The organism is Tsukamurella paurometabola DSM 20162 (assembly GCF_000092225.1).
Lineage (GTDB): Bacteria > Actinomycetota > Actinomycetes > Mycobacteriales > Mycobacteriaceae > Tsukamurella > Tsukamurella paurometabola.
Window position 1 is genome coordinate 2,182,501 of record NC_014158.1, and the last position, 23,228, is coordinate 2,205,728.

Below are 23,228 nucleotides of genomic sequence, written 5' to 3' on the forward strand. Positions count from 1 at the left end.
CAAGTATATGAACTTGCGAATGGCTTAAGCAAGTGTATTGGCTTGCGCATTTCTCTCGGTCAGCTCCGGGTGTCGCAGGAGCGCACCGCTCACGAGGGCGCGCGTGAGCGTGCCGCGAGCGGCGATGCACCAGCCCGCGACGAGGCCGAGGAAGAACACGATCGCGAGAACCGCGAAACCGATCGCACCGGTAGCCTTGTACATGGCGCTGAATCCGGTAGCGCAGGTGCCGACTGGGAACGTGAAAGACCACCAGGTCAGTGCATACGGCAGACCTTCCGGGGTCGCCAACGCGGTACGCGCGGTCAGTACGAGTGCCACGGCGGTCCACATCAGCACCGCCACCGTGACGGCCCACCCGTACTCCACACCCCATCGCTGCAGGGTGACGGCGGTGTCCGGGGGCGCAGCGAGGTGAGCGGTCGCGCCGAGACCGTTCGCCGCGGTGATGGATTGCCCCAGCGGCCCGAGCACGATCCACGTGGTGGGCACCATGGTCGCGGTCCAGGACGGTCCGCGCAGCAGGCGCCGCACCACCAACGGGACAACGATCGCGGAGGCGATGACGGTGAAGCCGAAGCAGCCGTAGCACAACCAGAGCAGTGCGGAGCGCGGCGCGCCCGCGGGGGCGTAGGGCATGAGCACCGCGCCTGCGGCGGCGGTCACCATGGGGGAGACGACGGGCATCAGCCAGCCGGCGAAGGCGTGGTCCGCACGATAGTGTCCACCGCGATGCATCAGCACGGGAAGTGCCACGGCGACCACCAGGCCCAGCACGGTACCGATCCCCCAGAGGACGGTCCCCATCGCGACCGCCGCGGTGCGTCCGATCCAGTCTTGGCCCACCGTTACCGCACCGATGCCGACCGTGAGGAAGGCCATCGCTAGGGCCCCGTAGAAGTTCCCGATCACGGGATCGCTGTGGTGTCGACGGGCGAACGCGGGATAGCGGACCCAATGTGCGACCGTGGCCGCGGTGAGGACCATCAGCAGAGCAACGGCGACGGACCAGAACGCGGCCGCCGCGGTGCGCACTCCGGGCACCTGGATGGGCAAGCCCACGGCAGCATTGGCGATGATGCCGGTGCCCATCACCGACGCGAACCAGTTCGGTGTGAGGTTCGACAGCGCGTGCCAGGGTGAGCTCAGATCACGCAACAGCTTCGGCCGCGAGCGTAGTGCGGCGCCGGTATCGGTGGTCGTGGCGTGCATGCCGACCACTCTGGCCGTGCACCATGTGATCCGGTAGCCACAGCTCTACTATCTACCCATAGAATTGGTCTATGGAGATGCCGTCGGTGGAGTCGCTGCGATTACTGGTTGCGGTCGCCGATCTGGGTTCGATCTCTGCGGCTGCGCGCGAATGCGGGATCTCACAACCCAGCGCGAGCTCACGATTGCGGAACCTGGAGCGGCTGCTCGGCCTGGACCTGCTGGATCGGCGAACTCGAGGGGCCGAATTGACGCCGGAAGGGGCGGCGGTCACCGAGTGGGCGCGCAGCGTGGTCACGGCCATGACGGGCCTACAGACCGGGGCCGAGGCCCTCCGCGCCGACCACACGGTGCGGATCGCGTGCAGCCAGACCATCGCCGAGTACCTCATGCCCGCCTGGCTGGCCCGCATGCGTGAGTACACCGACGAGCCCGTGCACCTGACCGTGGGCAACACCACCGCGGTGATCGCAGACGTCCGCGGACACGTCGCCGACGTCGGATTCGTCGAGGGTCCGGCGGTGCCCGCCGATCTCACCGCCCGCACGATCCGAACCGACCGGCTGGTGCTGGTAGCGGCGCCAGGACACCCCCTCACCCGGCGCCGCGCCGATCGCCCGGTGGACGTGGACGAACTCGCCAGCCTCACGCTGGTCACCCGTGAGCGCGGCGCGGGTACCCGGGACGCGTTCGAGGCGGCCCTGATTCGGGCCGGTGGATCCCCTGATCCCGATGCCGTGGCCTTGGGAACCAATGCGGCGGTGAAGATCATGGTGGAAGCAGGCGGCCACGCCGCAGTGCTCAGCGAGTTGGCGGTGGCCGCTGAGCTGCGCGACGGCAGACTCGTCGAGGTCGCTACCTCGGGCGTGGACCTCCGGCGACGATTGCGTGCGGTGCGCCGCAAGGACGCCCCACCTCGCGAAGTGGTCTCGACCCTGCTGGCGGTCAGTTCCGGCCGTGCCGCCGGAGCGCTGAAAGCGCGCCCAGGATCATCACGGTGACCAGCACCAACAACAGTGTGTTCGCGGCGGCGCCGAAGATGTCGCCGCGGTCGGATTGCGTGAATACCGTGACCGGGAGTGTCCGCCAGGACGCCGGATACACCATGATCGTGGCGCCGAGCTCGCCCATGCACAGGGCCACCGAGAGTCCTGCCGCGGCGGCGATCGCCGGCGCGAGCAGCGGGAGCTTGATCTGCACCAGCAACCGTAGCGGGGACGCACCGAGCGACGCGCCGACCTTGTCCAGCATCGGGTCCACCTGGACGGCCGCGGCGGACACCATCGAGTAGGCGAAGGCGAACACCAGGATCGCCTGCACCAGGATCACGATCGCCGCCGTCCCGCTGAGCACGAGCGGCGGCGCGGAGAAGGCCACCAGCACTCCCAGACCGACCACCACCGACGGCACCGCGACGGGAAGGTGGAAGAAGGCGTCGGCGAGCCCACGCAGGCGCGGTGGCAACCCCGGCACGGCCAGCGCTGCCCAGGTGCCGGCGACCACCGCGACCGTGGAGGCGATGATCGCGGTCTGCACCGAGACGCCTACGCTCGCCGCGTTCTCCGGCGCGAAGGCGTCCCGCACGTGATCGAAGGTCAGTGCCGACGGCAGTACCGACGTCCAGGTGGCGCTGAACGCGGTGACCAGTGTGACCACGATGGGCGTGATCACCAACGCCACCAGCACTACGGCGAATGCGAGCCATACGGCGATGCGCGCGGCCCCGTTGCGGATCAACATCAGTGCGCCTCCTGACGGGTGAACGAGCGATACAGCAGGTACGCACCCACTGAGAGGATCAGTTGCACGGTGGCGAGTACGGCGGCCGAGGCGAAGTCCTGGCCGACGATCGAGCGGGTGTAGACGAGCATCGGGAGGGTGATCACGTCTTTCGCCCCGGTGAACAGCACGATCCCGAACTCATTGAGTGTCAACAAAAAGGTCAGGGAGGCGGCGGCAACGAGCGCCGGATACGCGGCGGGAAGGATCACCCGGGCGACGATCCTCGCCGGTGCCGCACCGAGCGAGGACGCCACGTTGATCTGCGCCGCCGGGAGCTGTCCGAATGCAGCGAGCACGGGGCGCACCACGAATGGTGTGTAGAAGGCGATCTCGGCCAGCACCACACCCCACAGCGATGTGCTGAACGCCCCGGTCGACAGTCCGAGCGGCGTGATCGCGGCGTTGATCACGCCTACCGGTCCCAGGAGTACGCCCAGGGCCAGCGGAATGAGGAAGCTGGGGAACGAGACGACGACCTCGATGAGCCGTACCACCGCGGGAGCTCCCGGAAACGGGACGTAGGCGAGCACGAGCGCGAGAAAGGTACCGGCGATGAGGCAGCCGATCGTCGACAGCGCCGCCACCTGGATCGTCGTGCCGAGCGCCCGGAGAACGGCACCGTCGGTGAGGGTCTCGCGCCAGGTGGCCAAGCCCGCTGGGCGCTCGGCCTTGTCGGTGAAGGTCCGGGCGACGACTCCGGTCAGCGGGTACGCCACCGCCACCACGACGAACGCGACCGGCGGCAATGCCCAAAGCCATCGTGGGGCGCGTTTCCCGGCCAGGACCGCATGCGACGGCTCGGCGGGCGGGGCCACGACAGTGCTCACGACTGGTCTCCGGCGCGATCGAGTGGTACCACCATGACATCGGCGGGATCGACTTCCGCCCACAGGGTCTCGGCTCTCATCGGAGCCTCGGTGAGAACCGGCACGTCGACGCCGATGCGACGTCCGGTGTCCACGATGCGGGCGGTGAGGTGCCGCACCGAGCCACGCCACTGCTCCTGTTCGATCGTTACCCGAACCCCGTTGTCCGGCTCCGTCCGGGTGAACCGCCATGCCCAGGGTCGGACCGCGAAACCGATATCGGCCGTGCCTGCGGGTGCGGTACGCGTGGTACGCAGGACCCGGCGGCCGTAGTCACCGCGGAGCCCGGAACTCTCGCGGCGCACGTGGGTCACCTCGAGAACGTCGGCACCACCGAGGAAGGTCGCGGTGAATTCGGTGGGCGGCGTGTGGAAGAGCTCGTCGGTGTGCCCGATCGCCTCCAGCCGGGCATCGCGCATCACGGCGATCCGGTCGGCCAGTGCGAGCGCCTCGCTCTGATCGTGGGTCACATACACCATCGCGACCTCGGGAAGCTCGGCCCGCAGCCGTTGCAGCTCACCGAGCATGTCCTTGCGCATACCGGCGTCGAGCGCGGAGAGAGGCTCGTCCAGCAACACCACCGCAGGACGAGTGGCCAGGGCGCGGGCGATCGCGACCCGCTGCTGCTGTCCGCCGGAAAGCTGGCGGGGCAAGCGATCACCGTAGGCGCTCATACCTACCATGGTGAGCACCTCGTCCACGCGGCGCCCGGCGGCGGCCCGGTCGGCGCCTCGGGCGGCGAGGCCGAAAGCGACGTTCTTGCGCACTGTCATGTGCGGGAAGAGGGCGTAGCTCTGGACCACGATGCCGATCCCGCGTTTGGCAGGCGAGAGGCGGGTCACGTCGCGTTCGTCGATCGTCACCGTCCCCGAAGCGACCTGCTCGAAACCGGCGATGGCTTTGAGTGCCGTCGACTTCCCCGATCCGGACGGACCGAGCAGGGCCACGGTTTCACCGCGCGCCACCTCGAAGCTGCACTCGCGCAGCGCCATCGTGTCGCCGTAGCGCACGCTGACCCGATCGAGTCGCACCGCCGAGCGGCGGCGGACGGTGCGGTCCACCTCGTGGTCGGCGAGTCCCCGCGGCGCGCGGATGACGCGATCCGTGCCGCTCACTGGCCGGTCGCCTTCTCGTAGGCCTTGATATCGGCGTCGAGACCGCTGAGCACCTGATCCCAGTTCGGGTACCAGATCTCGACGCCGTCGATAGCGGCGCGGAAAGCGTCCCACTGCTGGCCCGACGGGGTGACATCGGTGCGCACCGGGGCACCCCAGGCGCGGGCGGGGATGTTCTGCTGGGTCTGCTTCGACAGCAGGTGCTCCATGAGCTTGGTCCCGTTCGCGGCATGCGGTGCCTGAGCCGCCAGCCCCATGAAGTACGGCAGAGGGAGCGTGCTGCGTTTGCCCCCGAAGGCCGGGTAGAACACTTCGTAGGCCACCTTGTCGGCGGCGATGGCGGCGAGCGCCATCTGCACATCCGAGTTGGCCACGCTCAGTTCGCCCTTCGAGACCTTCGGTCCGAGCTTGCCCGTGGATGTCGACGGTCCCACGTTGTTCGTCTGCAGCTCGGCGAGGTACGCGAGCGCGCCCTCCTTGCCCATGATCTGCTGGAGCAGAAGGAGGAGCGCGGTGCCATCGCCCGCCTTTCCCGGGGTGGAGTACTGGATCTTCTGCTTGTACGCCGGGCCGGTCAACTCCGCCCAGTCGGCAGGCTTGGGAAGCGCAGCGGTGCCACGGATCATCGCGAAGTAGTTGTTGACCACGGCCACATAGGTACCGTCATTCGACTTCAGTTCGGCCGGAACGGAACCCGTATCGACGCCGGAGGGCGCGAGTGAGCCCTGCTGGTGCGCCTGCTGGATGAACGGCGGGAGAGTGACGAGCACATCGACCTGCGGATTCGACTTCTCCTTCTGCGCGCGCGAGATCACCTCTCCCGAACCGGCTTCGACCAGAGCGACCGTGATGCCGGTTCGCTTGGTGAAGTCGGCGAATTCGGCCTTGTACCAGTCGCCGAGACCGTCGGCGCTGTACACGGTGACGGAATCACCGGATCCGGAACCGCCGCCGGTGCCCCCGCAGGCGGTGGCCGCAAGCACGGTGGCGACGGCCACCGCCGCGGTGAGAGAACGGTTGATGCGCATGGGGTATCGCCCTTCGTGGATGACGTGGTCGGAACTGAAGAGGGGAGATCGGATGGGGGGGTTCGTACGATCAGCTCGGGAAGTGGCGCCGGGCGAGCCCGTGCGCAATGGTCATGCCGACCCCGGAGGTCACGACCCGGACACTGAGGCCCGGTTCCGGTTCGGCGACGAGGTAGGGACGCTGCGGACTCGAGGCGTAGACGCCCTGCCAGCGTTCAAGGATGCGCAGGCCACGCAGGCCCAGGATTCGAGCCGCCTCGTCGTGGAGGGTCGATGAGGCGGACTCGTCGAGGAACGGGTCCACCGTGACCTCAGTGTGGTGCGAATCGCCGATGAGAACACTGCCATCGGGGCGTTGGGTGAGCATGACGTTGGCATCGATGCCCATCAGGTCGGGCCGCTCACGGTCCATCCGGGCACGCAGTGCCGTCGCGGCAGCCGTCTGCGCGAACGCCGGGTAGCGCAGCAGCGAGGTGGCGGAGAGCACCGCCGGCTCGATCGTCGTCCCGGGGTCGGCCGCGCGGGCCATCTGCAGTGTGCACCGCCGGACCTCGTTCGCGTCGGCCAGCTCCGGGAGTAGATGGTCGAGATCGTGCCCGACGCAGACAATCACGCGGCCGGCAGTGATGGTGCCGCGACTGGTGATCGCACGAGTGCCGTCGTAGCCGAGGTAGGCGGTGCGGAAGGCGATGTCCGCGCCGGGTTGTGCCTGCACCCACCGGGCCAGATGGTGCACCGTGGTGCGCGGATCGACTCGCAGATCCGAGAGGAGGGCCGCGCCACCGACGACGTCGGCTGCGTCCCCGGGAAGCTCCGCCCGGGTCTGTGCGGCGGTTCGCAGCCGCACATCGTCCGGGCGGGACGCGGCCAATTCTTCGAGGACGGCGAGTTCGGTGCTGTGCCGGGCCACCGCCAGACCGCCCGTTGCGCGGGCGCCGAGGTGCGCTCGTGCGTCGAGGTCGAGCCATCGCTCGCGAGCCAGATGCGCCAGCTCGGCGAGCTCGCCCGACTGGCCGGTCACGCATGCGTGGCCGAAGTTGCGGATCGAGGCGCCGACGGCGCGTTCGTCGCGTTCGAGCACGGTCACCCGGAGGCCACGCTCGAGCGCCTCGACGGCGTGGGCCAGTCCCACGACGCCGGCCCCGACGATGACGATGTCCGCTGCGCTGTTCACAGCCTCGATCGTGGCTTGTGCGCCGACCTCTCGCAAGGTGTATCACCAGATGTCTATACAAGTTGTTCTCGTGTACACCCAGGTAATCGACGCGTTCACGAGGTGTTCACGCGCGATCCACCAGGGTTTGATCCTCACTTGTAGACTCAGGTCTATGTCAGCAGGTCAGCCGCTCCACCATCGCCTCGCGGCGGAGTTCCGCGGTCGGATCGCCGCGGGCACCTGGCCCGAGGGTCAGCAGGCGCCGAGCGAGGCGGCGTTATGCGAGGAGTTCGGAACCTCGCGCGGCCCGGTGCGACAAGCGCTTGCGACGCTCCGTGCCGAGGGACTCATCGTCGGAGGTCAAGGTCGATCACCGGTGGTGCGCCGGAATGTGGCCAGCCACTCCGCCAGTGCCCTGGGCTCGTTCACGGCGTGGGCCCGCGAACACGGCCGTGAACCGGGCCAGCGCACCACATTGCAGGCGCGAGTGCCGGCCTCGGCGGAACTTGCCGAGCGCCTACAGATCGAGCCGGGGGAGCCCGTGCTCGCGCTCCGTCGAGTGCGCACCCTGGACGGCGCGCCTGCGCTCCGGGAGGAGATGTATTTCGTCTGGGACCTGGGACGTCAGTTGATGGAGTTCGACCCGGATTCCGGCTCGGTGAACCGTTTCCTGCTCGACCGGGGAGCCGATCTTTTCGCCTCCACCCACCGACTCGACGCCGTGGCGGCGACCGCCGACGATGCGGCCGATCTTCTCCTCGCCGAGGGAGCGCCGTTGCTGCGCGTGCGGCGCACCACCACGGATTCCGCGGGCGACATCGTCGAATACTCCGAGGACAGGTACGTGCCCGGCGTGACCACCGTGACCGTCGAGAACCGTCTCTTCGCAGCCCCGAACGCAGCGCTGCGATCCGTCGCCGTCAGGAGAAACGCATGAACAACCCCGTCGATCTCGTTGCACTCGATATGGCCGGCACCACGATCGACGATGGCGGCGCCGTCTACGAGGCGCTGCGCGGGGCCGTCGAGGACGCGGGTGCCTCTGTGGCGCAATCCGATCTGCAGGTCTGGATGGGCACCGACAAGGTGGAGGCCATCACCCATCTTTTGCGCCTCGGCGGGATCGAGCCAACGGACACGCTCGTGGCCGCCGGCTTCCGGCGTTTCCGCGAGCGACTCGCCGAGGCCTACGCCGCGGCACCGCCGAGGGCGATTGAGGGCGTGCCCGCGGCCCTCGCTGAGCTCCGGGCGCGCGGTATCGCCGTGGCGCTCACCACCGGGTTCGACGACGCCGTCGCCTATCCTCTGCTCGCCGCGCTCGGCTGGAAGATCGGGACCGACCTGGAATCGACGGTCGACGCGGTGGTCACCACCTCCGACGTCCCGGCCGGGCGGCCGGCGCCGTACCTGATCCACCGGGCGATGGAGAAGACCGGTGCGCGCGATGTGCGCCGCGTGCTCGCCGCGGGGGACACCGCGGTCGACGTGCAGGCCGCGTCGAACGCCGGCGCGATCTCGGTGGGGGTGCTCACCGGGAAGGCCGATCCGGAGGTCCTCGCGGCGGCGGGCGCCGACCACGTCCTCGACGGAGTCACCGATCTCCCGGCGCTCCTGGCCGCCCCTGCAAAGCCCTAGGGCTTGCTATTCGGCTTGTCAAGGCTTAGGGCTTGCCGGCATGCGGGCGTCCGCGACCAGGCCGAGGAGACCGACCGACATCAGGCCGACGCTGATCGCGACCAGCCACGGGTCCGAGCGCCCCGTGAGGGCGTCACCGAGCAGGACCACAGCGATCGTGCCGGGGGCCAGGCCGGCCACCGTCGCCACCGTGTACGGCCAGAACCGCACCGGAGAGAGCGCGGAGGCGTAGTTGACGAGCGAGAACGGTGCCGGCGCGATCAGCCGCAGCGACCCGACGGCGAGCCAGCCGCGGGTGCGCAAACGCGCGGCGACCGGCGCGTACGCCCGGTGTTCGCGCAGGCGCGCGATGACCTCGGACGGGTGTCGGCGATCGATCTCCCGTACTCCGAGGAAGGCGATGATCGCGGCGAGGGTCGATGCGAGCATGCAGACGGTGATCCCGACGACGGGGCCGAACAGGAAGCCCGCCGACACCGTGAACATGGTGCGGGGTACCGGGAAGACGGTCACCACCACATGCGCCACGAAGAACAGTGCCAGGAACCAGGGGCCCGTCGAGTCCGCCCACGCCCGGATCGTCGACGGTGCGGGATGCGGCATCAGTAATCCGGCCGCCACCACGGCGATGATGACGAGGCCCCCGGCCGCCGCCCGGATCACCAGCGATCGGTCGCCGGGACGGAACCGAGTTTCGTTGGCACCCACGTCGAGCCAAGATACGCGGTGGCGCCCGGTCGGCCCGCGACCGAACCACCCTACTGGGGCGTAGGAAGCGCAATCAGTTAACGTGAGTTCTCGGACGCCGCTGTGATGGCACGGCGCCAGGGGCCCGCAGGTGTGCTGGGCCACAGGTGAGGAGGGCGTGTGGCAGACAATCCCTACGACGCATGGCGCGCATCGGTCGGCGCCGTGCTCGCGAAGTCGCGAGGCGGGACTCCGCCCGAGGACCCGATCGCGACCCTCACCACCCCGACCGAAGACGACGGCGTCCTCATCGCACCGCTCTACTCGCGCCGCGATGAACGGCCCGAGGCGCTGCTACCCGGTGTGTACCCGTACACGCGCGGCGGATCGCCGACTCCCGACGTCCGCCTCGGATGGCGGGTGGCCGAGGTATTCGGCCCCGAGACCGACGCCGCCGATGTACTCGGTGCCCTCGAATCCGGCGCCAGTGCACTGTGGCTCACCCGGCCCGACCCGGGACCGCTGCTCGAGGGCGTCTATCCCGATATGGCCCCGATCCTGGTGACCGCGGGGTCGCAGGCGCGACGCGCCGCCGAGCAGGTGCTGGCGAAGCTCGACGCCGCGGCGCAGAGCGACCAGTACCGGCCCGACCTGGTGCGGGTGAGCCTGGGCGCCGCACCACTGACCTCCGCCGTGGTCGGCCGCTCCGATGTCTCCGACGACGAAGCGATCGAGCTGGCCCGCATCGCGGTCATCCGCACGGAAGACGTCCGCGCCCTCGTCGTCGACGGTGCCGACCTGCACAACGCCGGCGCCACCTGTGCCCAGGAACTGGGTCTTGCGGCCGCGGCCGGGCTGGACCACGTGCGTGCGCTCGTCGCCGCCGGATTCGATACGGCCTCGTCGCTCGATCAGCTCACCTTCCGGCTCGCGGCGACCGATGACCAATTCCTCACGCTCGCCAAGATCCGCGCGTGGCGCACCGTCTGGGCTCGGGTCGCCGAGTGTCTCGGCCATCCCGGGGCCGGTAACGCCCCGGTGCACGCGGTCACCTCGCTCGCTGCCACGACGCAGCGCGACCCCTGGGTGAACATGCTCCGCGGCACCGTTGCCGCGTTCGGCGCGGGTGTCGGCGGGGCCGACTACGTGACCACTCTGGGATACGACGCCGCACTTCCCGGCGGGGTCGAGGGCTACTCGGCCGGATTCTCCCGGCGCATCGCCCGCAATACGCAATTGCTCCTCCTCGAGGAGTCCAACCTGGGCCGCGTCGCCGATCCCGGTGCCGGCTCCTGGCACGTCGAATCGCTGACCGACGATGTGGCCCGGGCCGCCTGGGCGGAGTTGCAGGCCGTCGAGCGCGCCGGTGGTTTCACCGCCGGAGTGTCCGACGAGTCGATCGCCGGCCGGATCGGGGAGGCGGCCGAACGTCGCGATGCCGCGGTGTCCAGACGCGCCCGCAAAATCACCGGTGTCAACGAATTCCCGAACCTCGCCGAGGCGCCCATCGCCCCGTCGGCCGCCACCAACGGGCCCGTCCTCCGTTCGTACGCGGCGCCCTTCGACGCACTGCGGACCCGCTCCGATTCCTTCCTGCGTGAACACGGCGTGCGCCCCCGGATCCGGATGGTCACCATCGGATCCGTGGCCGCACACAACGCACGGTCGACCTTCGTGACCAATCTGCTCGCCTCCGGTGGTATCGAGGCGGTGCTCGATGCCGACGAGCAGCGCGCCGGCACCGCCACCGTCGACGGCTCGCCCGGCGCACAGATCGTGGTCCTCGCAGGCTCGGACGCCGGCTATGCCGAGGAGGGCGAAACACTCGCCCGGTCGCTGCGCGAGCAGGGGTACCTCGTGCTCCTCGCGGGCGCCCCCGGCACCGTCGGTGACGGTCTGATCGACTTCTATCTGCACGCGAAGATCGATGCGGCTGCCGTACTCGACGACCTGCTCACCCGATTGGGGGCGTGATGACTGACACCACGATCGGCAGCTTCGCCGACATCCCGTTCGACTCCGACGCCCCTGCACCGGAGGCACCCCGTGCGGCGGATGTCGACGCATTCGTCGAGGCCGCCGCCCAGGCCCACGCCTACACGCCCGACCAACTGGTGTGGTCGACCCCGGAGGGGATCGACGTCAAACCGGTGTACACGCGCGCCGACCGCGAGGCCATCGCCGACGCCGGGTATCCGGTCGACTCGTACCCCGGGGCGGTGCCCTTCATCCGCGGCCCGTACCCGACGATGTACGTCAACCAGCCGTGGACGATCCGCCAGTACGCCGGTTTCTCCACCGCCGCCGAGTCCAACGCCTTCTACCGCCGGAACCTGGCCGCCGGTCAGAAGGGACTCTCGGTCGCCTTCGACCTCGCGACCCACCGCGGCTACGACTCGGACCACCCGCGCGTCACCGGCGACGTGGGCATGGCGGGCGTGGCGATCGACTCGATCCTCGATATGCGGCAGCTGTTCGACGGCATCGACCTGGGCGGTGTCTCCGTCTCCATGACCATGAACGGCGCGGTGCTGCCGATCCTCGCGCTCTACGTGGTCGCGGCCGAGGAGCAGGGAGTGGGCCCTGAGAAGCTCGCGGGCACCATCCAGAACGACATCCTCAAAGAGTTCATGGTGCGCAACACCTACATCTATCCGCCCGCGCCGTCCATGCGGATCATCTCGGACATCTTCGCCTTCACCTCGCAGAAGATGCCCAAGTTCAACTCGATCTCGATCTCCGGCTATCACATCCAGGAAGCCGGTGCCACAGCCGATCTGGAGCTCGCGTACACGCTGGCCGACGGTGTCGAGTACATCAAGGCCGGTATCGACGCGGGCCTGGACGTGGACACCTTCGCACCGCGTCTGTCCTTCTTCTGGGGCATCGGGATGAACTTCTTCATGGAGGTCGCGAAGCTCCGCGCTGCGCGCTTACTGTGGAGCGAACTGGTCGCGGAGTTCGATGCGAAGAACAGCAAGTCGCTCTCGTTGCGCACCCATTCGCAGACCTCGGGCTGGTCGCTCACCGCGCAGGACGTGTTCAACAACGTCGCCCGGACCTGTGTCGAGGCGATGGCCGCGACGCAGGGACACACCCAGTCGTTGCACACCAACGCCCTCGACGAGGCGATCGCCCTCCCCACCGACTTCTCGGCCCGCATCGCCCGCAACACGCAGCTCGTGCTGCAGCAGGAGTCCGGCACCACCCGGCCGATCGACCCGTGGGGCGGCTCGTACTACGTCGAGACACTCACCCACGAGCTGGCCGAGCGCGCCCGCGCGCACATCCGAGAGGTGCAGGAGGCGGGTGGCATGACCAAGGCGATCGCCGAGGGCATCCCGAAGCTCCGCATCGAGGAGGCCGCGGCGCGCACACAGGCGCGCATCGATTCGGGGCGCCAACCCGTGATCGGCGTGAACAAGTACCAGGTTCCCGAGGACGCGGAGATCGAGATCCTCAAGGTGGAGAATTCCCGGGTGCGCGCCGAGCAGCTCGCGAAACTGGAGCAGCTCCGCGCCGAGCGCAACGACGCCGAGGTCTCCGCCGCATTGGCGAATCTGTCGCGGGCCGCCGGCTCGAGCGAAGGCGGACTGGAGAACAACCTGCTCGCCCTGGCCATCGACGCGGCGCGGGCCAAGGCCACCGTCGGTGAGATCTCCGATGCGCTCGAGAAGGTCTACGGGCGACACCAGGCCGAGATCCGTACGCTCAGTGGCGTGTATCGCGATGAAGCCGGCTCGTCGGACACCATCACGACCGCTTCCGATCTGGTGGCGAAGTTCGAGGAGGCCGACGGCCGCCGCCCCCGCGTGCTGGTCGCCAAGATGGGCCAGGACGGGCACGACCGCGGCCAGAAGGTGATCGCGACCGCGTTCGCCGATCTCGGCTTCGATGTCGACGTGGGTCCGCTGTTCTCCACGCCCGAGGAGGTCGCGCAGCAGGCCGCGGACAACGATGTGCACGTGGTGGGCGTCTCCAGCCTCGCCGCCGGGCACCTCACGCTGGTTCCGGCGCTCCGCGATGCGCTCGCCGCGGTCGACCGGCCGGACATCATGATCGTCGTGGGCGGCGTGATTCCGCCCGGCGATTTCGACGAGCTGTACTCGGCCGGTGCCTCGGCGATCTTCCCGCCCGGCACCGTGATCGCGGACGCCGCGGTCGATCTGCTCCGCGGGCTCGGGGACACGTTGGGGTACGACCTGGCGTGATGTCCGTCGACGACCTCGCCGCCGGAGTCCGCGCCGATCGGCGCGCGGTGCTGGCGCGGGCCATCACCCTGGTCGAATCGCGCCGCCCCGATCATCAGATGCTGGCCCAGGAACTCCTCCTCGCGCTCACGCCTGCGCCCGATGCGGCGCTGGCTATCCGCGTGGGGATCACCGGTGTGCCCGGCGTGGGCAAATCGACCACCATCGAGGCGCTCGGCAATCACCTGATCGCATTGGGGCACAAGGTCGCGGTACTCGCGGTGGATCCGTCGTCCACCCGCAGCGGCGGTTCCATCCTCGGTGATAAGACGCGGATGGGCACGCTCGCTGTGAACCCCCGCGCGTACATCCGTCCTTCACCGACCTCGGGCACACTGGGCGGTGTCGCCAAGGCCACCCGGGAAACGATCGTGCTGTTGGAGGCCGCGGGATTCGATGTGATCCTGGTGGAGACCGTGGGAGTCGGGCAGTCCGAGGTCACGGTCGCGAACATGGTCGACACGTTCGCGTTCCTCACCCTCGCGCGCACCGGTGACCAGTTGCAGGGAATCAAGAAGGGCGTGCTCGAACTGGCCGATGTGGTGTCGGTGAACAAGGCCGACGGTGACCACATCGTCGAGGCGCGCGTGGCCGCCAGGGAGCTCTCCAGCGCGTTGCGGCTCATTCATCCCAGGGGGTCGCTGTGGCGACCGCCGGTACTCACCATGAGCGCCCTGGAGGGAACCGGAGTACCCGAGTTCTGGGACGCCATCGTGCGCCACCAGCGAACGCTGCAGGAGGCGGGCGAATTCGACCGTCGGAGGCAGCAACAGCAGGTCGATTGGACGTGGACGATGGTCCGCGACGCGGTCCTCGCGAGAGTGGAGCGATCGGCCGGCGTCCGCTCGATCCGGGACGAGGTCGAGACCGCGGTGCGGGCAGGCGGACTCACGCCCGCACTGGCGGCGAAGCGGCTTCTCGACGCCTTCGATGCTACGCCCGCCGGCGATTAGTCCGAATCGGCAGATACCGTCCGCCGCAATGCATCCGGCCGACCCCGGCGTGCGCTCGTTTGCTTTGCTTCACACCATTGTGATGTACCACACACGCGCCTACCGTGACGAAGGTGACCACGAGTTGCGCAAGTGGAATTGCAAACGCGTTGCATGCCTATGGCATTCGTAACGCGTACGGGATTCACGGCGCCAACTCGGAGGATCTGTTCGCCGCGTTCATGCGTGCGCCGCAAGGCAACCGGATACACCTGACCATCGCGAAGCACGAGTTCGGGGCCGGCGCGATGGCGGACGGAGCCACCCGGATCACCGGCCGCCCCTCCTGTCTCATCGCCACCTCCGGCGGCGCCGCCATGAACTGCGTTCCCGCGCTCGCCGAGGCCTACCAGAGCCGCGTCCCGGTCCTCGCGCTCATCGGTAGCCCACCGATCTCGGCGGAGGGCCGCGGCGGCTTCCAGGACATGTGCTCGTGGCCGCGCACCATCGATGTTCCGGACCGTCACCGGATTCGCCGTCCGGGTCGGAGCCCCCGATCAACTCGGTCCCGCATTGGAGCATGCGCTCGACACCCTCGATCACGGGTTCCCCGCCGCCGTGATCCTGCCCAAGGATGTCCAGACAGCGCCGTGGGAGCCCGATGTGCGGCACCGTCGGCCCGCACCGCCGCCGGTGACGTGCTCGCCCGACGTCGTCGGCGCGGTCGACGCCGCGCGGCGTCCCCTGATCCTGCTCGGCGCTGCGGCTTCGCGAGCCCGGGTAGCTGAGGCAGCCGGGACGGTGGCGCGGCGCATTGGGGCAGTGGTCGCGGTAGGGCCCAACGGCCGCGATGCGGTACCCGACGGCGCACATACGGTGGGGGTCGCAGGTGTCATGGGGCACCCGTCGGTGCCCCGCGTGGCTGCCGAAGCCGATCTGATCCTCGCACTGGGCACCGACCTGGATGTGATGGATCGCGGAGGATTGGACTCTGCACTACGTGCGGCTTTCACCGTGCACGTGGACTCGGCACCGCCGCTGTGCGAGGTATCGCGACACGAGTCCACGGGTGATCTCACCCGGTATCTGCGCTCCCTGACGACTCAGCTCGGCTCGGGGCCGCCACGGATGCCCTGGACGCGCGAACGTGCGGAACCGCTCACCGTGCCGCGCTCGGGGACCGGGCGGATCACCTGTGCCGACGCCATCGATGCCCTGGCCCCCGCGATCCCCAGCGACGCGCTCGTCTTCGCCGACGCCGGGAATGCGGGGGCCGCCGCCGTCCATCGGTTGCCGCTGGGCACCGGTTCACGGTTCGTCGTCGCACTGGGGATGGGCGGTATGGGATTCGGTATCGCCGCGGGAATCGGCGCCGCCATCGCCACCGGCGAACCGACCGTGATCCTCGCTGGCGACGGTGCCTTCTACATGCACGGCATGGAGATCCACACCGCGATCGAGGCGAACGCCCCCGTGCTGCTCGTGGTGCTCAATAACGACGCTCACGGCATGTGCGTCGCGCGCGAGGACCGGTTCTTCGCCGACCTCCCGAGCCTCAACCTGTTCCGGCACAGCAGGATCGGTGAAGGCCTAGCCGCAATGTTCCCCACCCTGCGGGTGCGCAGCGCCGGGACCGTCGATGCGATTCGTTCCGCTGCAGCCGAACTCGGACGTCCGGGGCGCGGGCCGCTGTGCCTGGTGGTCGACACCGATCCGCTGGAGACTCCGCCGTTCGCCGCCATCCTGCCCGAATCGACGAAGGAGCCGAGATGATCCCACCGCTCGACGATATCGAAGGAACCATCCGCATCGAAACGCATCCACGCCCGGTCGCCACTGCGGTGGTGCTGGATCGACTCCGTTCGGTGTACCCGCACCAGCAGATGTACGGCGAATTCTGCACCGTGCAGGGTTACGTGAACGCACCGCCAGATGCGGTGTACGAGTGGCTCTCCGACACTCGGTCACTGGAGGAGTGGACGTACAGCCTGCGCGGCTTCCGCGAGACCGACGAACCCGGCCTCTGGGTGGCACGGGACATGCTCGGCGACGCGACCGAGATCTACACCCGCACGGTGGCCCAGCCGCAGGCGCGCACCGTCGACTATCACTGCGCCTGGGACCAGGGCGCACATCTGTGGATGATCTATCTGATGCGAGTGGTGGACGCCCGGACCGTGTTCGACAAGCCCGGATCGGTCGTGCTGTGGACCAACTGCCACCATCCGTTCTACGACCACAACCCGTACCCGGAGACGGCGCCACCCGACCGTCCCGTATGGGTGGGCGACTTCTGGGACATGTTCTCCGCCGGTCATCAACTGGAGCTCGAGAATCTGACGGCGATCGCCGAACACCGGCACGCCCGCGGTCTGCCGGTCCGGCCCGAGTGGATGTCCTGATGTCCGCCCGAATCGCCGGCCTCGCCTCCTACCTCCCCGAGAAACGGGTCCCGGCGGAGTACTTCCGCGAGTTCGCCGACGCCGACAGCCGCACCCTGTCGGACAATCCGATGTTCGCGCCACCTGCGTTCCGGCATCATGCAGCGCCGGGGGAGTCGAATGTGGACCTGATGTGCGCGGCGATCGGCAGGCTGCGCGAGCAGGTGGGCGGCAATGCCATCGACCACGTCGAGGTGATCTTCACCCACTCCCAGCTACCGGACCTGCCCGTTGTGGGCTGCGGCGGAGACGTCGCTCGCAGGCTCCGGATCACCCCGTCACTGGTCCTGGACCTGCACAACGGTGGCTGCGCCGCCTTCATACTCATGCTGCACCTGGCTCGCACGGTGTTCGCCGCCGGCGGCGCGCACAGCGCGTTGCTGCTCACCGCGACCAACGCCGCCGGCACTGTGTTCACCCAGGACCGGGTCCGCGTACTGCCCCAGGCGGCGATTCCCGGAGACGGTTCCGCCGCCGCGCTGGTCACCGCAGACCCGGACGCCGGCGGTATCGCAGTGCGGGAGGTGGTGATCGCGCAGCACAGCGAATACGCGGGCGATATGACCGCCGCGATCGACCCCCCACGCAAGTACTGGGAGCCCGGCACCGGGCAATTGCACGTGGGTTTCACCGAATCCAAGATCGCCTCGGTGCTGGCCCGCGGCAACCGACTCGTGCCCGAGGTCACGCTCGCCGCCGCGGCAGCCTGCGGGCTGCACGGCCCGCAGGTGGGGCACCTCGTGACCAATCAGCCGAACCGCACTTTCCTGCGCAACTGGCGGGAAGCCCTGGAGCTGCCGCCGGACCGTCATCCGGACACGTTCGACGAATGCGGCAACCTGTTCGCGGTCGGCGTCCCGCACACCCTGGCGACGGCGTACGCAGACGGCCGGATCGCGAGCGGGGAGTCGGTGGTACTGGGCGCGTTCGCGCACGCCGGTGACTTCGCCGCCGGGGCGCTGCTCGAGACCTGATCAGTCCCCGAGGCCCATTCGGGCGCCCAGCCAGTCCAGTTCGGCGGCGAGGCCGGGCGTCCACACGGCGAAGCTGTGCCCACCGGGCAGACGACGCTCGCGCACGTCCATACCCGACCGTGCCGCCGCCGACCGGATCTTCACCGAGGCCGCCTGCACCGCGGGATCGTCGGTGCCCACCACCACGACGCCCGCGGTATCGGGGTAGCGCTGCGTGGCCATCCGCCGCAGGGGGCTGTTGCGCTCCAGGGCCGCGCGGTCACCGTCGAAGCCCTCGGCGAGGGTGCGAGCGGGCCCGCCCAGATCCGGTTCCGCATCCGCGGACAGCGCGAGGAAGCTGCGATAGACGTCGGGATAGCCGGTAGCGAGCTGCAAGGCGCATGTACCGCCGTAAGAGAAGCCGCCGACGGCCCACGCCGAAGGCTCCGTGGCCACCGGAAGGCTGCGCCGGATCCAGGCCGGGACATCGACGCCGAGGTAGCTCGCCGCCTTCGCACGCCGGGTATCCGAACACAGCGGATTGGCGAGCGGGCCACCGGTCGCATCGGGTACCACCACCACCGGCGCGACTCCGTTGTGCCGCTGCGCGTACGCGTCCATCGTTCGCGCGAGCTTGCCGCCGACGAACCAGTCCCGCGGTCCGCCGGGCTGGCCGGCGAGCAGGACGAGCACGGGGAACCGGCCCCGCGCCGCCGAGAGGTACGCGGGTGGGAAGTAGACCAGCCCGGGCCGCGCGGCGAACTTCGAGGTGGTCGCCGGAATCGTCGCGTTCACGACCTTGCCGCGCGCAGGTTTGCTGCCGGCCTCCGGCGCGGGCACGGTGTCCGGATACTCCACCGGCATCAGGTCCTCGACCACCGGGTAGGCCGAATACACGATGTTGATCTCTGCGGCGGCCATCGCGAACACCGCGATCAGCGCTGTGCCACTGGCCGCAGCCGTTCTCCAGCTGCGCCGATCGGCGACGTGCACGACCGCCAACAGAACTCCGGTCAGCGCGACGGCGACCCACAAGAGCACCGCGGGATCCAGGCGGTCGGGGAACGGCCGCCACACGTACTCCACGAGGAAATCCAGTACCGCTGTCAGGCCGACCCCGCCGAGCACGCAGAGCGCGACCGTGCGGGCCGGCCGGCGCCGCGGCAGACGCACAAGCAGCGCTGCCAGACCGAGCGCGCCCGCCAGTGCGAGCACGACCGGGAGCATGCCCGCGGTCAGCGGAACGTCCAGCATCGGCGTCACGAGTGGTCACCTTCGAAGAAGCGTCGTCGTTCCTTCATTCTGCCCTGCCCGCGTACCCGCGTGTCTTCCCCCGCCTGGGGGTGGGTCCCTACCCGGACGGCGGGGGAGTACTGCCCAGTGACTTGCGGATCTCGTCGAGCTTCGCCTTCGCAGCCTTCTCTCGCTCGGCGAAGGCGCGTTCGGCGTTATCGCCTGCGGCGGAGCCGTGGGAGAGCTCCTGGAAACCGAGCGCGGTGGCGGTGCGCCGCTCGATGCTCTCGCGGACGTGATCGAACGTCGGCACCCCGGCGTCGGTGTAGCCGCTGACATCGGCCCCGGTGGGGGTCGGATCCACGATCTCGGCTTCGATCGGCACGTCGACGGGGACCTCGGCGGTCGCCGGTGCGGTCGGCTCGGACGCCGGGGGCTGTGCATCGCCGGAAGTGGTCATGCTTCCAGCGTAGCCACATGCCGCGGTGATCGGCGGGGGCACAGATCAGCGCTCCGGTCCCGCGGATGCGCCGGTGGCGCAGGTCAGGAAGCGGGCTCCGGAGACCAGGTCCGGAGCGCCGCGAAATCAATGGCGGGGCTCCACAGGAACCCCTGCCCGACCCGGGCACCGGCGGCGGCCAGGGCCCGAGCCTCCTCCACCCGTTCGATACCTTCGGCGATCACATCGAGGTTCAGGGCTCGCGCCATGGCGATCGCCGCCGTGAGCATCGCCTCCAATTGGGGATCGTCGTGCGTGGTGGAGGCCGTGACGACCGATCGATCGATCTTCACCAACGCGAGGTCGAGGTCTTTGAGTTGAGCCATGCTGGACCAGCCCGTACCGAAGTCGTCGAGCGCGATGCGCGGGCCGAGCTCGGACAACCGCCGGGTGGCCGCCAGGATGTGCGGCTCGGGCACGACACGCTCGTTGATTTCGAGGATCAGTCGCGCGGGATCGAGGGCGGTCACGTCGAGCGTCCGGCCCAGTGTGGCGGGGAGGTAGGGAACCAGTAGGTCCTCCGAGGCGAGGTTCACCGACACCCACCCCAATTCCGGAGCGGAGGCGAAATCCGCGCACGCACGGTGCAGGACGAGGGCGGCCAATGAGGTCATCAGTCCAAGGGTCTCGAGGTGCGGTAGAAACTCCCCGGGGCTGAGCTCGATGCCATTGGGACCGGCGATCCGGGTCAGCGCCTCGGCACCCACCATCTCACCGGTGGTGAAGTCCACCACCGGCTGGTATCGGACCACGATGTCGCCGGAGTCGATCTTGGCGCGGATGTGCGTCGCGAGATCGACCCGCTCCTGCTGGCTGGCGCGCAACGTCGAGCTGTGCCGGACCACACGGTTGCGTCCCGACCGTTTGGCGTGCAGGAGTGCCAGATCGCCGTCGATCAGCAACTGGCCGATGTCGTCCTGTGCGGTGGATTCGACCAGCCCGATCGAGCAGGTCACTGTCAGTGAAATCCCATCCACTTCCATCGGGCGGGCCAGCGCGAGGCGGACGCGCTCGGTCCAAGCGAGCACATCGTCGTTCGGCAACACGCGGGGCCGCAGCGCGATGAACTCGTCGCCGCCGAGGCGCCCGACCAGATCGTCCGGGGCACATGCCGCGATCAGTCGCTGCGCCGCGACGCGCAGCACCAGATCGCCCACTTTATGGCCGAGCGAGTCGTTGATGCGCTTGAAGGAGTCGAGGTCGACCCACAGTACGGCCAACTCGGCGCCGTCGGCACGGCGCTCTTCGACCACGCGCGTGGCGCGTTCGACGAAAGTGGTCCGTCCCAGCAGTTCGGTCAGGTCATCGTGATCGGCGCGCCACTGCAGCCGGTGCGTCAGCTCGCGGATCTCGCGCTCGTGCGTATGCCGCTCGGTGATATCGGAATGGGTACCGATGATGCGCGTGGGCCGTCCATCGTCGTCCCATTCCATCGCCCGGCCGCGGTCGTAGATCCACCGCCATTCACCGCTCTTGGTCAGCAGCCGGAGCTCGAGTTTGTACTCGGTGGCCTCGCCGCGCGCGACCCGGTGCACGGCCTCCCAGCATCGTTCGAAATCGTCCGGATGCACCAGCGCGGCCCAGGCTTCGACGGAGTCCTCGATCTCGTCGTCCTCGTACCCGAGCATCTGCTTCCACTGCCGGGAGTAGAAGATGCGGTCCGACAACGGATCCCAGTCCCAGATGCCGTCGCCGGCACCGTCGATCGCGAATTGCCAACGGGCCTCGCTGCGCCGCAGGCGCTCCTCATCGCTACGGCTCGCCGTGACGTCCCGGGAGATGCCGATCAACCCGATCACATTCCCGTCGGCGTCCCGGTGGGCGGACTTGTTCGACAGATACGTGCGCTTGACGCCGTCCACTACCGGGTATTCCTCGACCTCACGGCCGACGCCGGTCTCCATGATCCGCCGGTCCGTCGCCATCAACGTCTCGGCGAGAGGGCCGGGAAAGAGCACGGTGTCGTCCTTGCCGACCGCGTCCTCCGGTGCGACGCCGGAGAGCTTGGCGACCGCGGCATTGATGTACTGGTAGCGGCCCGCCCGGTCTTTGATGTAGACCAGGTCGGGTGCCGCATCGATCACGGCCTGGAGCAGGTCCGCCGTCCGCTGCGACGACGTCTTCGTCTCCTCGACCCGCTCCTGCAGGCGCGCTGCCGCCTCCCGCTTCGCCCGGTCGGAAGCGACCCGCTCGGAGATGTCGCGACTGAGGCCCACGATGTAGCGCTGGTCGCCGATCAGATGGCTGGACAAGAGTGCCTCGACCGGGAAGGTGCTGCCGTCCTTGCGCCGATGCATCGCCGGCACCAGGACGGTCCGCCCGGCGAAAGCCTCGGCCCACCCGATGCGTGCCGCCTCCGCGGTCATCTGGACGATGTCGAGCGCATTCATCTGCAACAACTCTTCGCGGCTGTACCCCGTGCTCACACAGGTCTGCGGGTTCACCGCCACCAGCCGGCCCTCGACGTCATGGATGTAGAAGCTGTCGTGCGAGCGCTCGATGAACGTGCGATAGAGATCGTCGGTGAGGAGGGCCGCGAGCCCATCGTGGTTCATCGACCGGTCGCCCTCGCCGCGTCCTGGATCCGCCCGATCAGCTGCTGGAGGACGAGGCCACGCGCAACGCCGAGCGGATGGTCGACCCCGGTGGAGATCGATTCCAAGAATTCGTCGAGAAGCACGCCGAAACAGGCGACGGCCGATGTGTCCCGGCTCTCGAGCACCGCGACGCCCGCCCCCGAGTGCGCAGCCACCCGCATCACCGTGGGGATCGCCGGGGTCCGCAAGGACAGCGATACCGTCGAGGCCGCGCCGTTGCGGTGTTCCAGCTGGATCGTCCACGTGTCGCTGGGCTCGTCGTACCGCGCCGCGGCAACGGATTCGACGGCACCGGCCACAGCGTCGACCAGATCGAGGATATGCGGGCCCACGTCGAACAGGGCACCTTGTTCCTGACGCCACGCGGACGCGGCGAATCTCCCCGCGAGCGCCGCACCGGAGAGCCACTGCGCTTCGACCGCGACCGCGTCCAGGGCCGCGGCGCGCGCCACGAAATCCCGGGTCTCCGGGGCGAACCGACGAGTGAACGCGACGATCGAACGTACATCCGCCGCCGTCACGGCTGCGGCCAGTTCTTCGGCACCGGCCACGTCGAGTGCGATCGGCTTGTCCAGGACGACGTGCTTGCCCGCCTGGGCGGCCCGGACGGCGAGCGGTGCCTGCACGTTCGGCGGAACCGCGAAGGCCACCGCGTCGACGGCGGCGAACAGTGCGTCGACGGAGTCGAAGGACTGGGGGAACAGTGCGGCTGCGGCTTCCGGGTTGCGTGCCCAGCCACCGACGAAGTCGATGCCCGGATGCGCCGCGAGCGCGGGGGCATGGGTCTCCTGGGCCCACGGGCCCGCTCCGACCAGACCCACCCGCAGCGATGCGCTCAACTT

Annotated in this window: 20 protein-coding genes and 1 pseudogene; 10 read left to right on the forward strand and 11 right to left on the reverse strand. The window is 69.0% G+C overall.

The annotated features are described in order from the left end of the window. Positions 1–24 precede the first annotated feature (24 nt). Entirely contained in the window at positions 25–1,212 is a 1,188-nt protein-coding gene (locus TPAU_RS10490; RefSeq protein WP_013126728.1) for a TDT family transporter, read from the reverse strand. Positions 1,213–1,283: 71 nt separating this feature from the next. Here TPAU_RS10490 and TPAU_RS10495 point away from each other — a divergent pair, with 71 nt between their 5' ends. Further along, the gene (locus tag TPAU_RS10495; RefSeq protein ID WP_013126729.1) at positions 1,284–2,213 is read left to right on the forward strand and encodes a LysR family transcriptional regulator; all 930 of its coding nucleotides are present in this window, start codon (positions 1,284–1,286) and stop codon (positions 2,211–2,213) included. Here the strand turns inward: TPAU_RS10495 and TPAU_RS10500 are convergent. The 5 genes from TPAU_RS10500 to TPAU_RS10520 form a co-directional block, all read right to left on the reverse strand. Beyond that, positions 2,158–2,952 (reverse strand): ABC transporter permease, encoded by a 795-nt coding sequence (locus tag TPAU_RS10500; protein ID WP_013126730.1) that lies wholly within the window; start codon positions 2,950–2,952, stop codon positions 2,158–2,160. The two genes, TPAU_RS10495 and TPAU_RS10500, sit on opposite strands and share 56 nt — an antisense overlap. Beyond that, positions 2,952–3,821: a 2-aminoethylphosphonate ABC transporter permease subunit gene (locus TPAU_RS10505; protein WP_013126731.1), complete on the reverse strand. Its 870-nt coding sequence runs from the start codon at positions 3,819–3,821 to the stop codon at positions 2,952–2,954. The genes TPAU_RS10500 and TPAU_RS10505 overlap by 1 nt, the downstream gene beginning before the upstream one ends. Next, complete coding sequence (locus tag TPAU_RS10510; RefSeq protein WP_013126732.1) at positions 3,818–4,975, reverse strand: ABC transporter ATP-binding protein; 1,158 nt, start codon at positions 4,973–4,975, stop codon at positions 3,818–3,820. Before TPAU_RS10510 ends, TPAU_RS10505 begins: the two co-directional genes overlap by 4 nt. Further along, complete coding sequence (locus TPAU_RS10515; protein WP_013126733.1) at positions 4,972–6,003, reverse strand: 2-aminoethylphosphonate ABC transporter substrate-binding protein; 1,032 nt, start codon at positions 6,001–6,003, stop codon at positions 4,972–4,974. The genes TPAU_RS10510 and TPAU_RS10515 overlap by 4 nt, the downstream gene beginning before the upstream one ends. A gap of 70 nt (positions 6,004–6,073) precedes the next feature. Beyond that, a complete protein-coding gene (locus tag TPAU_RS10520) occupies positions 6,074–7,177 on the reverse strand; it encodes a TIGR03364 family FAD-dependent oxidoreductase (protein ID WP_013126734.1) in 1,104 nt (367 codons plus the stop codon). Positions 7,178–7,331: 154 nt separating this feature from the next. Here TPAU_RS10520 and TPAU_RS10525 point away from each other — a divergent pair, with 154 nt between their 5' ends. Together TPAU_RS10525 and TPAU_RS10530 are read left to right on the forward strand one after the other, a co-directional pair. Further along, a complete protein-coding gene (locus tag TPAU_RS10525) occupies positions 7,332–8,096 on the forward strand; it encodes a GntR family transcriptional regulator (protein WP_013126735.1) in 765 nt (254 codons plus the stop codon). After that, positions 8,093–8,794, forward strand: a complete 702-nt coding sequence (locus TPAU_RS10530) for a phosphonatase-like hydrolase (RefSeq protein WP_013126736.1) — start codon at positions 8,093–8,095, stop codon at positions 8,792–8,794. The genes TPAU_RS10525 and TPAU_RS10530 overlap by 4 nt, the downstream gene beginning before the upstream one ends. An 18-nt stretch (positions 8,795–8,812) precedes the next feature. Here the strand turns inward: TPAU_RS10530 and TPAU_RS10535 are convergent, their stop codons facing one another. Continuing rightward, positions 8,813–9,502 (reverse strand): TVP38/TMEM64 family protein, encoded by a 690-nt coding sequence (locus TPAU_RS10535; RefSeq protein ID WP_013126737.1) that lies wholly within the window; start codon positions 9,500–9,502, stop codon positions 8,813–8,815. Positions 9,503–9,661: 159 nt separating this feature from the next. On the opposite strand from TPAU_RS10535, the gene TPAU_RS10540 reads away from it, so the two are divergent. The 7 genes and pseudogenes from TPAU_RS10540 (at position 9,662) to TPAU_RS10565 (ending at position 18,078) form a co-directional block, all read left to right on the forward strand. Further along, positions 9,662–11,455 carry a methylmalonyl-CoA mutase family protein gene (locus tag TPAU_RS10540; protein WP_013126738.1) on the forward strand — a complete coding sequence of 598 codons (1,794 nt, stop codon included), beginning with the start codon at positions 9,662–9,664 and terminating at the stop codon, positions 11,453–11,455. Then, the gene (gene scpA, locus TPAU_RS10545) at positions 11,455–13,692 is read left to right on the forward strand and encodes a methylmalonyl-CoA mutase (protein WP_013126739.1); all 2,238 of its coding nucleotides are present in this window, start codon (positions 11,455–11,457) and stop codon (positions 13,690–13,692) included. Before TPAU_RS10540 ends, scpA begins: the two co-directional genes overlap by 1 nt. Next, positions 13,692–14,684: a methylmalonyl Co-A mutase-associated GTPase MeaB gene (gene meaB / locus TPAU_RS10550; protein ID WP_013126740.1), complete on the forward strand. Its 993-nt coding sequence runs from the start codon at positions 13,692–13,694 to the stop codon at positions 14,682–14,684. The genes scpA and meaB overlap by 1 nt, the downstream gene beginning before the upstream one ends. A 113-nt stretch (positions 14,685–14,797) precedes the next feature. Continuing rightward, positions 14,798–15,091, forward strand: a pseudogene (locus TPAU_RS23505) (thiamine pyrophosphate-binding protein); the annotation flags it as partial. 82 nt (positions 15,092–15,173) lie between these two features. Further along, a complete protein-coding gene (locus TPAU_RS10555) occupies positions 15,174–16,436 on the forward strand; it encodes a thiamine pyrophosphate-dependent enzyme (protein ID WP_049825823.1) in 1,263 nt (420 codons plus the stop codon). After that, positions 16,433–17,065 carry a hypothetical protein gene (locus TPAU_RS10560; protein WP_013126741.1) on the forward strand — a complete coding sequence of 211 codons (633 nt, stop codon included), beginning with the start codon at positions 16,433–16,435 and terminating at the stop codon, positions 17,063–17,065. The genes TPAU_RS10555 and TPAU_RS10560 overlap by 4 nt, the downstream gene beginning before the upstream one ends. After that, positions 17,065–18,078: a 3-oxoacyl-ACP synthase III family protein gene (locus TPAU_RS10565; protein ID WP_013126742.1), complete on the forward strand. Its 1,014-nt coding sequence runs from the start codon at positions 17,065–17,067 to the stop codon at positions 18,076–18,078. The genes TPAU_RS10560 and TPAU_RS10565 overlap by 1 nt, the downstream gene beginning before the upstream one ends. On the opposite strand, the gene TPAU_RS10570 is transcribed toward TPAU_RS10565, so the two are convergent. The 4 genes from TPAU_RS10570 to TPAU_RS10585 all read right to left on the reverse strand — a co-directional run bounded on the left by TPAU_RS10570 (position 18,079) and on the right by TPAU_RS10585 (position 23,225). Beyond that, the gene (locus TPAU_RS10570) at positions 18,079–19,311 is read right to left on the reverse strand and encodes an alpha/beta hydrolase (RefSeq protein WP_013126743.1); all 1,233 of its coding nucleotides are present in this window, start codon (positions 19,309–19,311) and stop codon (positions 18,079–18,081) included. A gap of 97 nt (positions 19,312–19,408) precedes the next feature. Next, positions 19,409–19,750, reverse strand: coding sequence for a hypothetical protein (locus TPAU_RS10575; RefSeq protein ID WP_013126744.1), 342 nt, complete (start codon positions 19,748–19,750; stop codon positions 19,409–19,411). Between the two features lie 83 nt (positions 19,751–19,833). Next, the gene (locus tag TPAU_RS10580) at positions 19,834–22,344 is read right to left on the reverse strand and encodes a sensor domain-containing protein (RefSeq protein WP_013126745.1); all 2,511 of its coding nucleotides are present in this window, start codon (positions 22,342–22,344) and stop codon (positions 19,834–19,836) included. Continuing rightward, the gene (locus tag TPAU_RS10585) at positions 22,341–23,225 is read right to left on the reverse strand and encodes a Gfo/Idh/MocA family protein (RefSeq protein ID WP_013126746.1); all 885 of its coding nucleotides are present in this window, start codon (positions 23,223–23,225) and stop codon (positions 22,341–22,343) included. Before TPAU_RS10585 ends, TPAU_RS10580 begins: the two co-directional genes overlap by 4 nt. Positions 23,226–23,228 lie beyond the last annotated feature (3 nt).

Excerpts from the sequence above, each read along its gene's own strand:
- TPAU_RS10490 (WP_013126728.1), bottom strand. The coding sequence starts at position 1,212 with ATGCACGCCACGACCACCGATACCGGCGCCGCACTACGCTCGCGGCCG.
- TPAU_RS10495 (WP_013126729.1), top strand. The coding sequence starts at position 1,284 with ATGGAGATGCCGTCGGTGGAGTCGCTGCGATTACTGGTTGCGGTCGCC.
- TPAU_RS10500 (WP_013126730.1), bottom strand. The coding sequence starts at position 2,952 with ATGTTGATCCGCAACGGGGCCGCGCGCATCGCCGTATGGCTCGCATTC.
- TPAU_RS10515 (WP_013126733.1), bottom strand. The coding sequence starts at position 6,003 with ATGCGCATCAACCGTTCTCTCACCGCGGCGGTGGCCGTCGCCACCGTG.
- TPAU_RS10525 (WP_013126735.1), top strand. The coding sequence starts at position 7,332 with ATGTCAGCAGGTCAGCCGCTCCACCATCGCCTCGCGGCGGAGTTCCGC.
- TPAU_RS10530 (WP_013126736.1), top strand. The coding sequence starts at position 8,093 with ATGAACAACCCCGTCGATCTCGTTGCACTCGATATGGCCGGCACCACG.
- scpA (WP_013126739.1), top strand. The coding sequence starts at position 11,455 with ATGACTGACACCACGATCGGCAGCTTCGCCGACATCCCGTTCGACTCC.
- meaB (WP_013126740.1), top strand. The coding sequence starts at position 13,692 with ATGTCCGTCGACGACCTCGCCGCCGGAGTCCGCGCCGATCGGCGCGCG.
- TPAU_RS10555 (WP_049825823.1), top strand. The coding sequence starts at position 15,174 with ATGTTCCGGACCGTCACCGGATTCGCCGTCCGGGTCGGAGCCCCCGAT.
- TPAU_RS10560 (WP_013126741.1), top strand. The coding sequence starts at position 16,433 with ATGATCCCACCGCTCGACGATATCGAAGGAACCATCCGCATCGAAACG.
- TPAU_RS10565 (WP_013126742.1), top strand. The coding sequence starts at position 17,065 with ATGTCCGCCCGAATCGCCGGCCTCGCCTCCTACCTCCCCGAGAAACGG.
- TPAU_RS10570 (WP_013126743.1), bottom strand. The coding sequence starts at position 19,311 with ATGCTGGACGTTCCGCTGACCGCGGGCATGCTCCCGGTCGTGCTCGCA.
- TPAU_RS10575 (WP_013126744.1), bottom strand. The coding sequence starts at position 19,750 with ATGACCACTTCCGGCGATGCACAGCCCCCGGCGTCCGAGCCGACCGCA.
- TPAU_RS10580 (WP_013126745.1), bottom strand. The coding sequence starts at position 22,344 with ATGAACCACGATGGGCTCGCGGCCCTCCTCACCGACGATCTCTATCGC.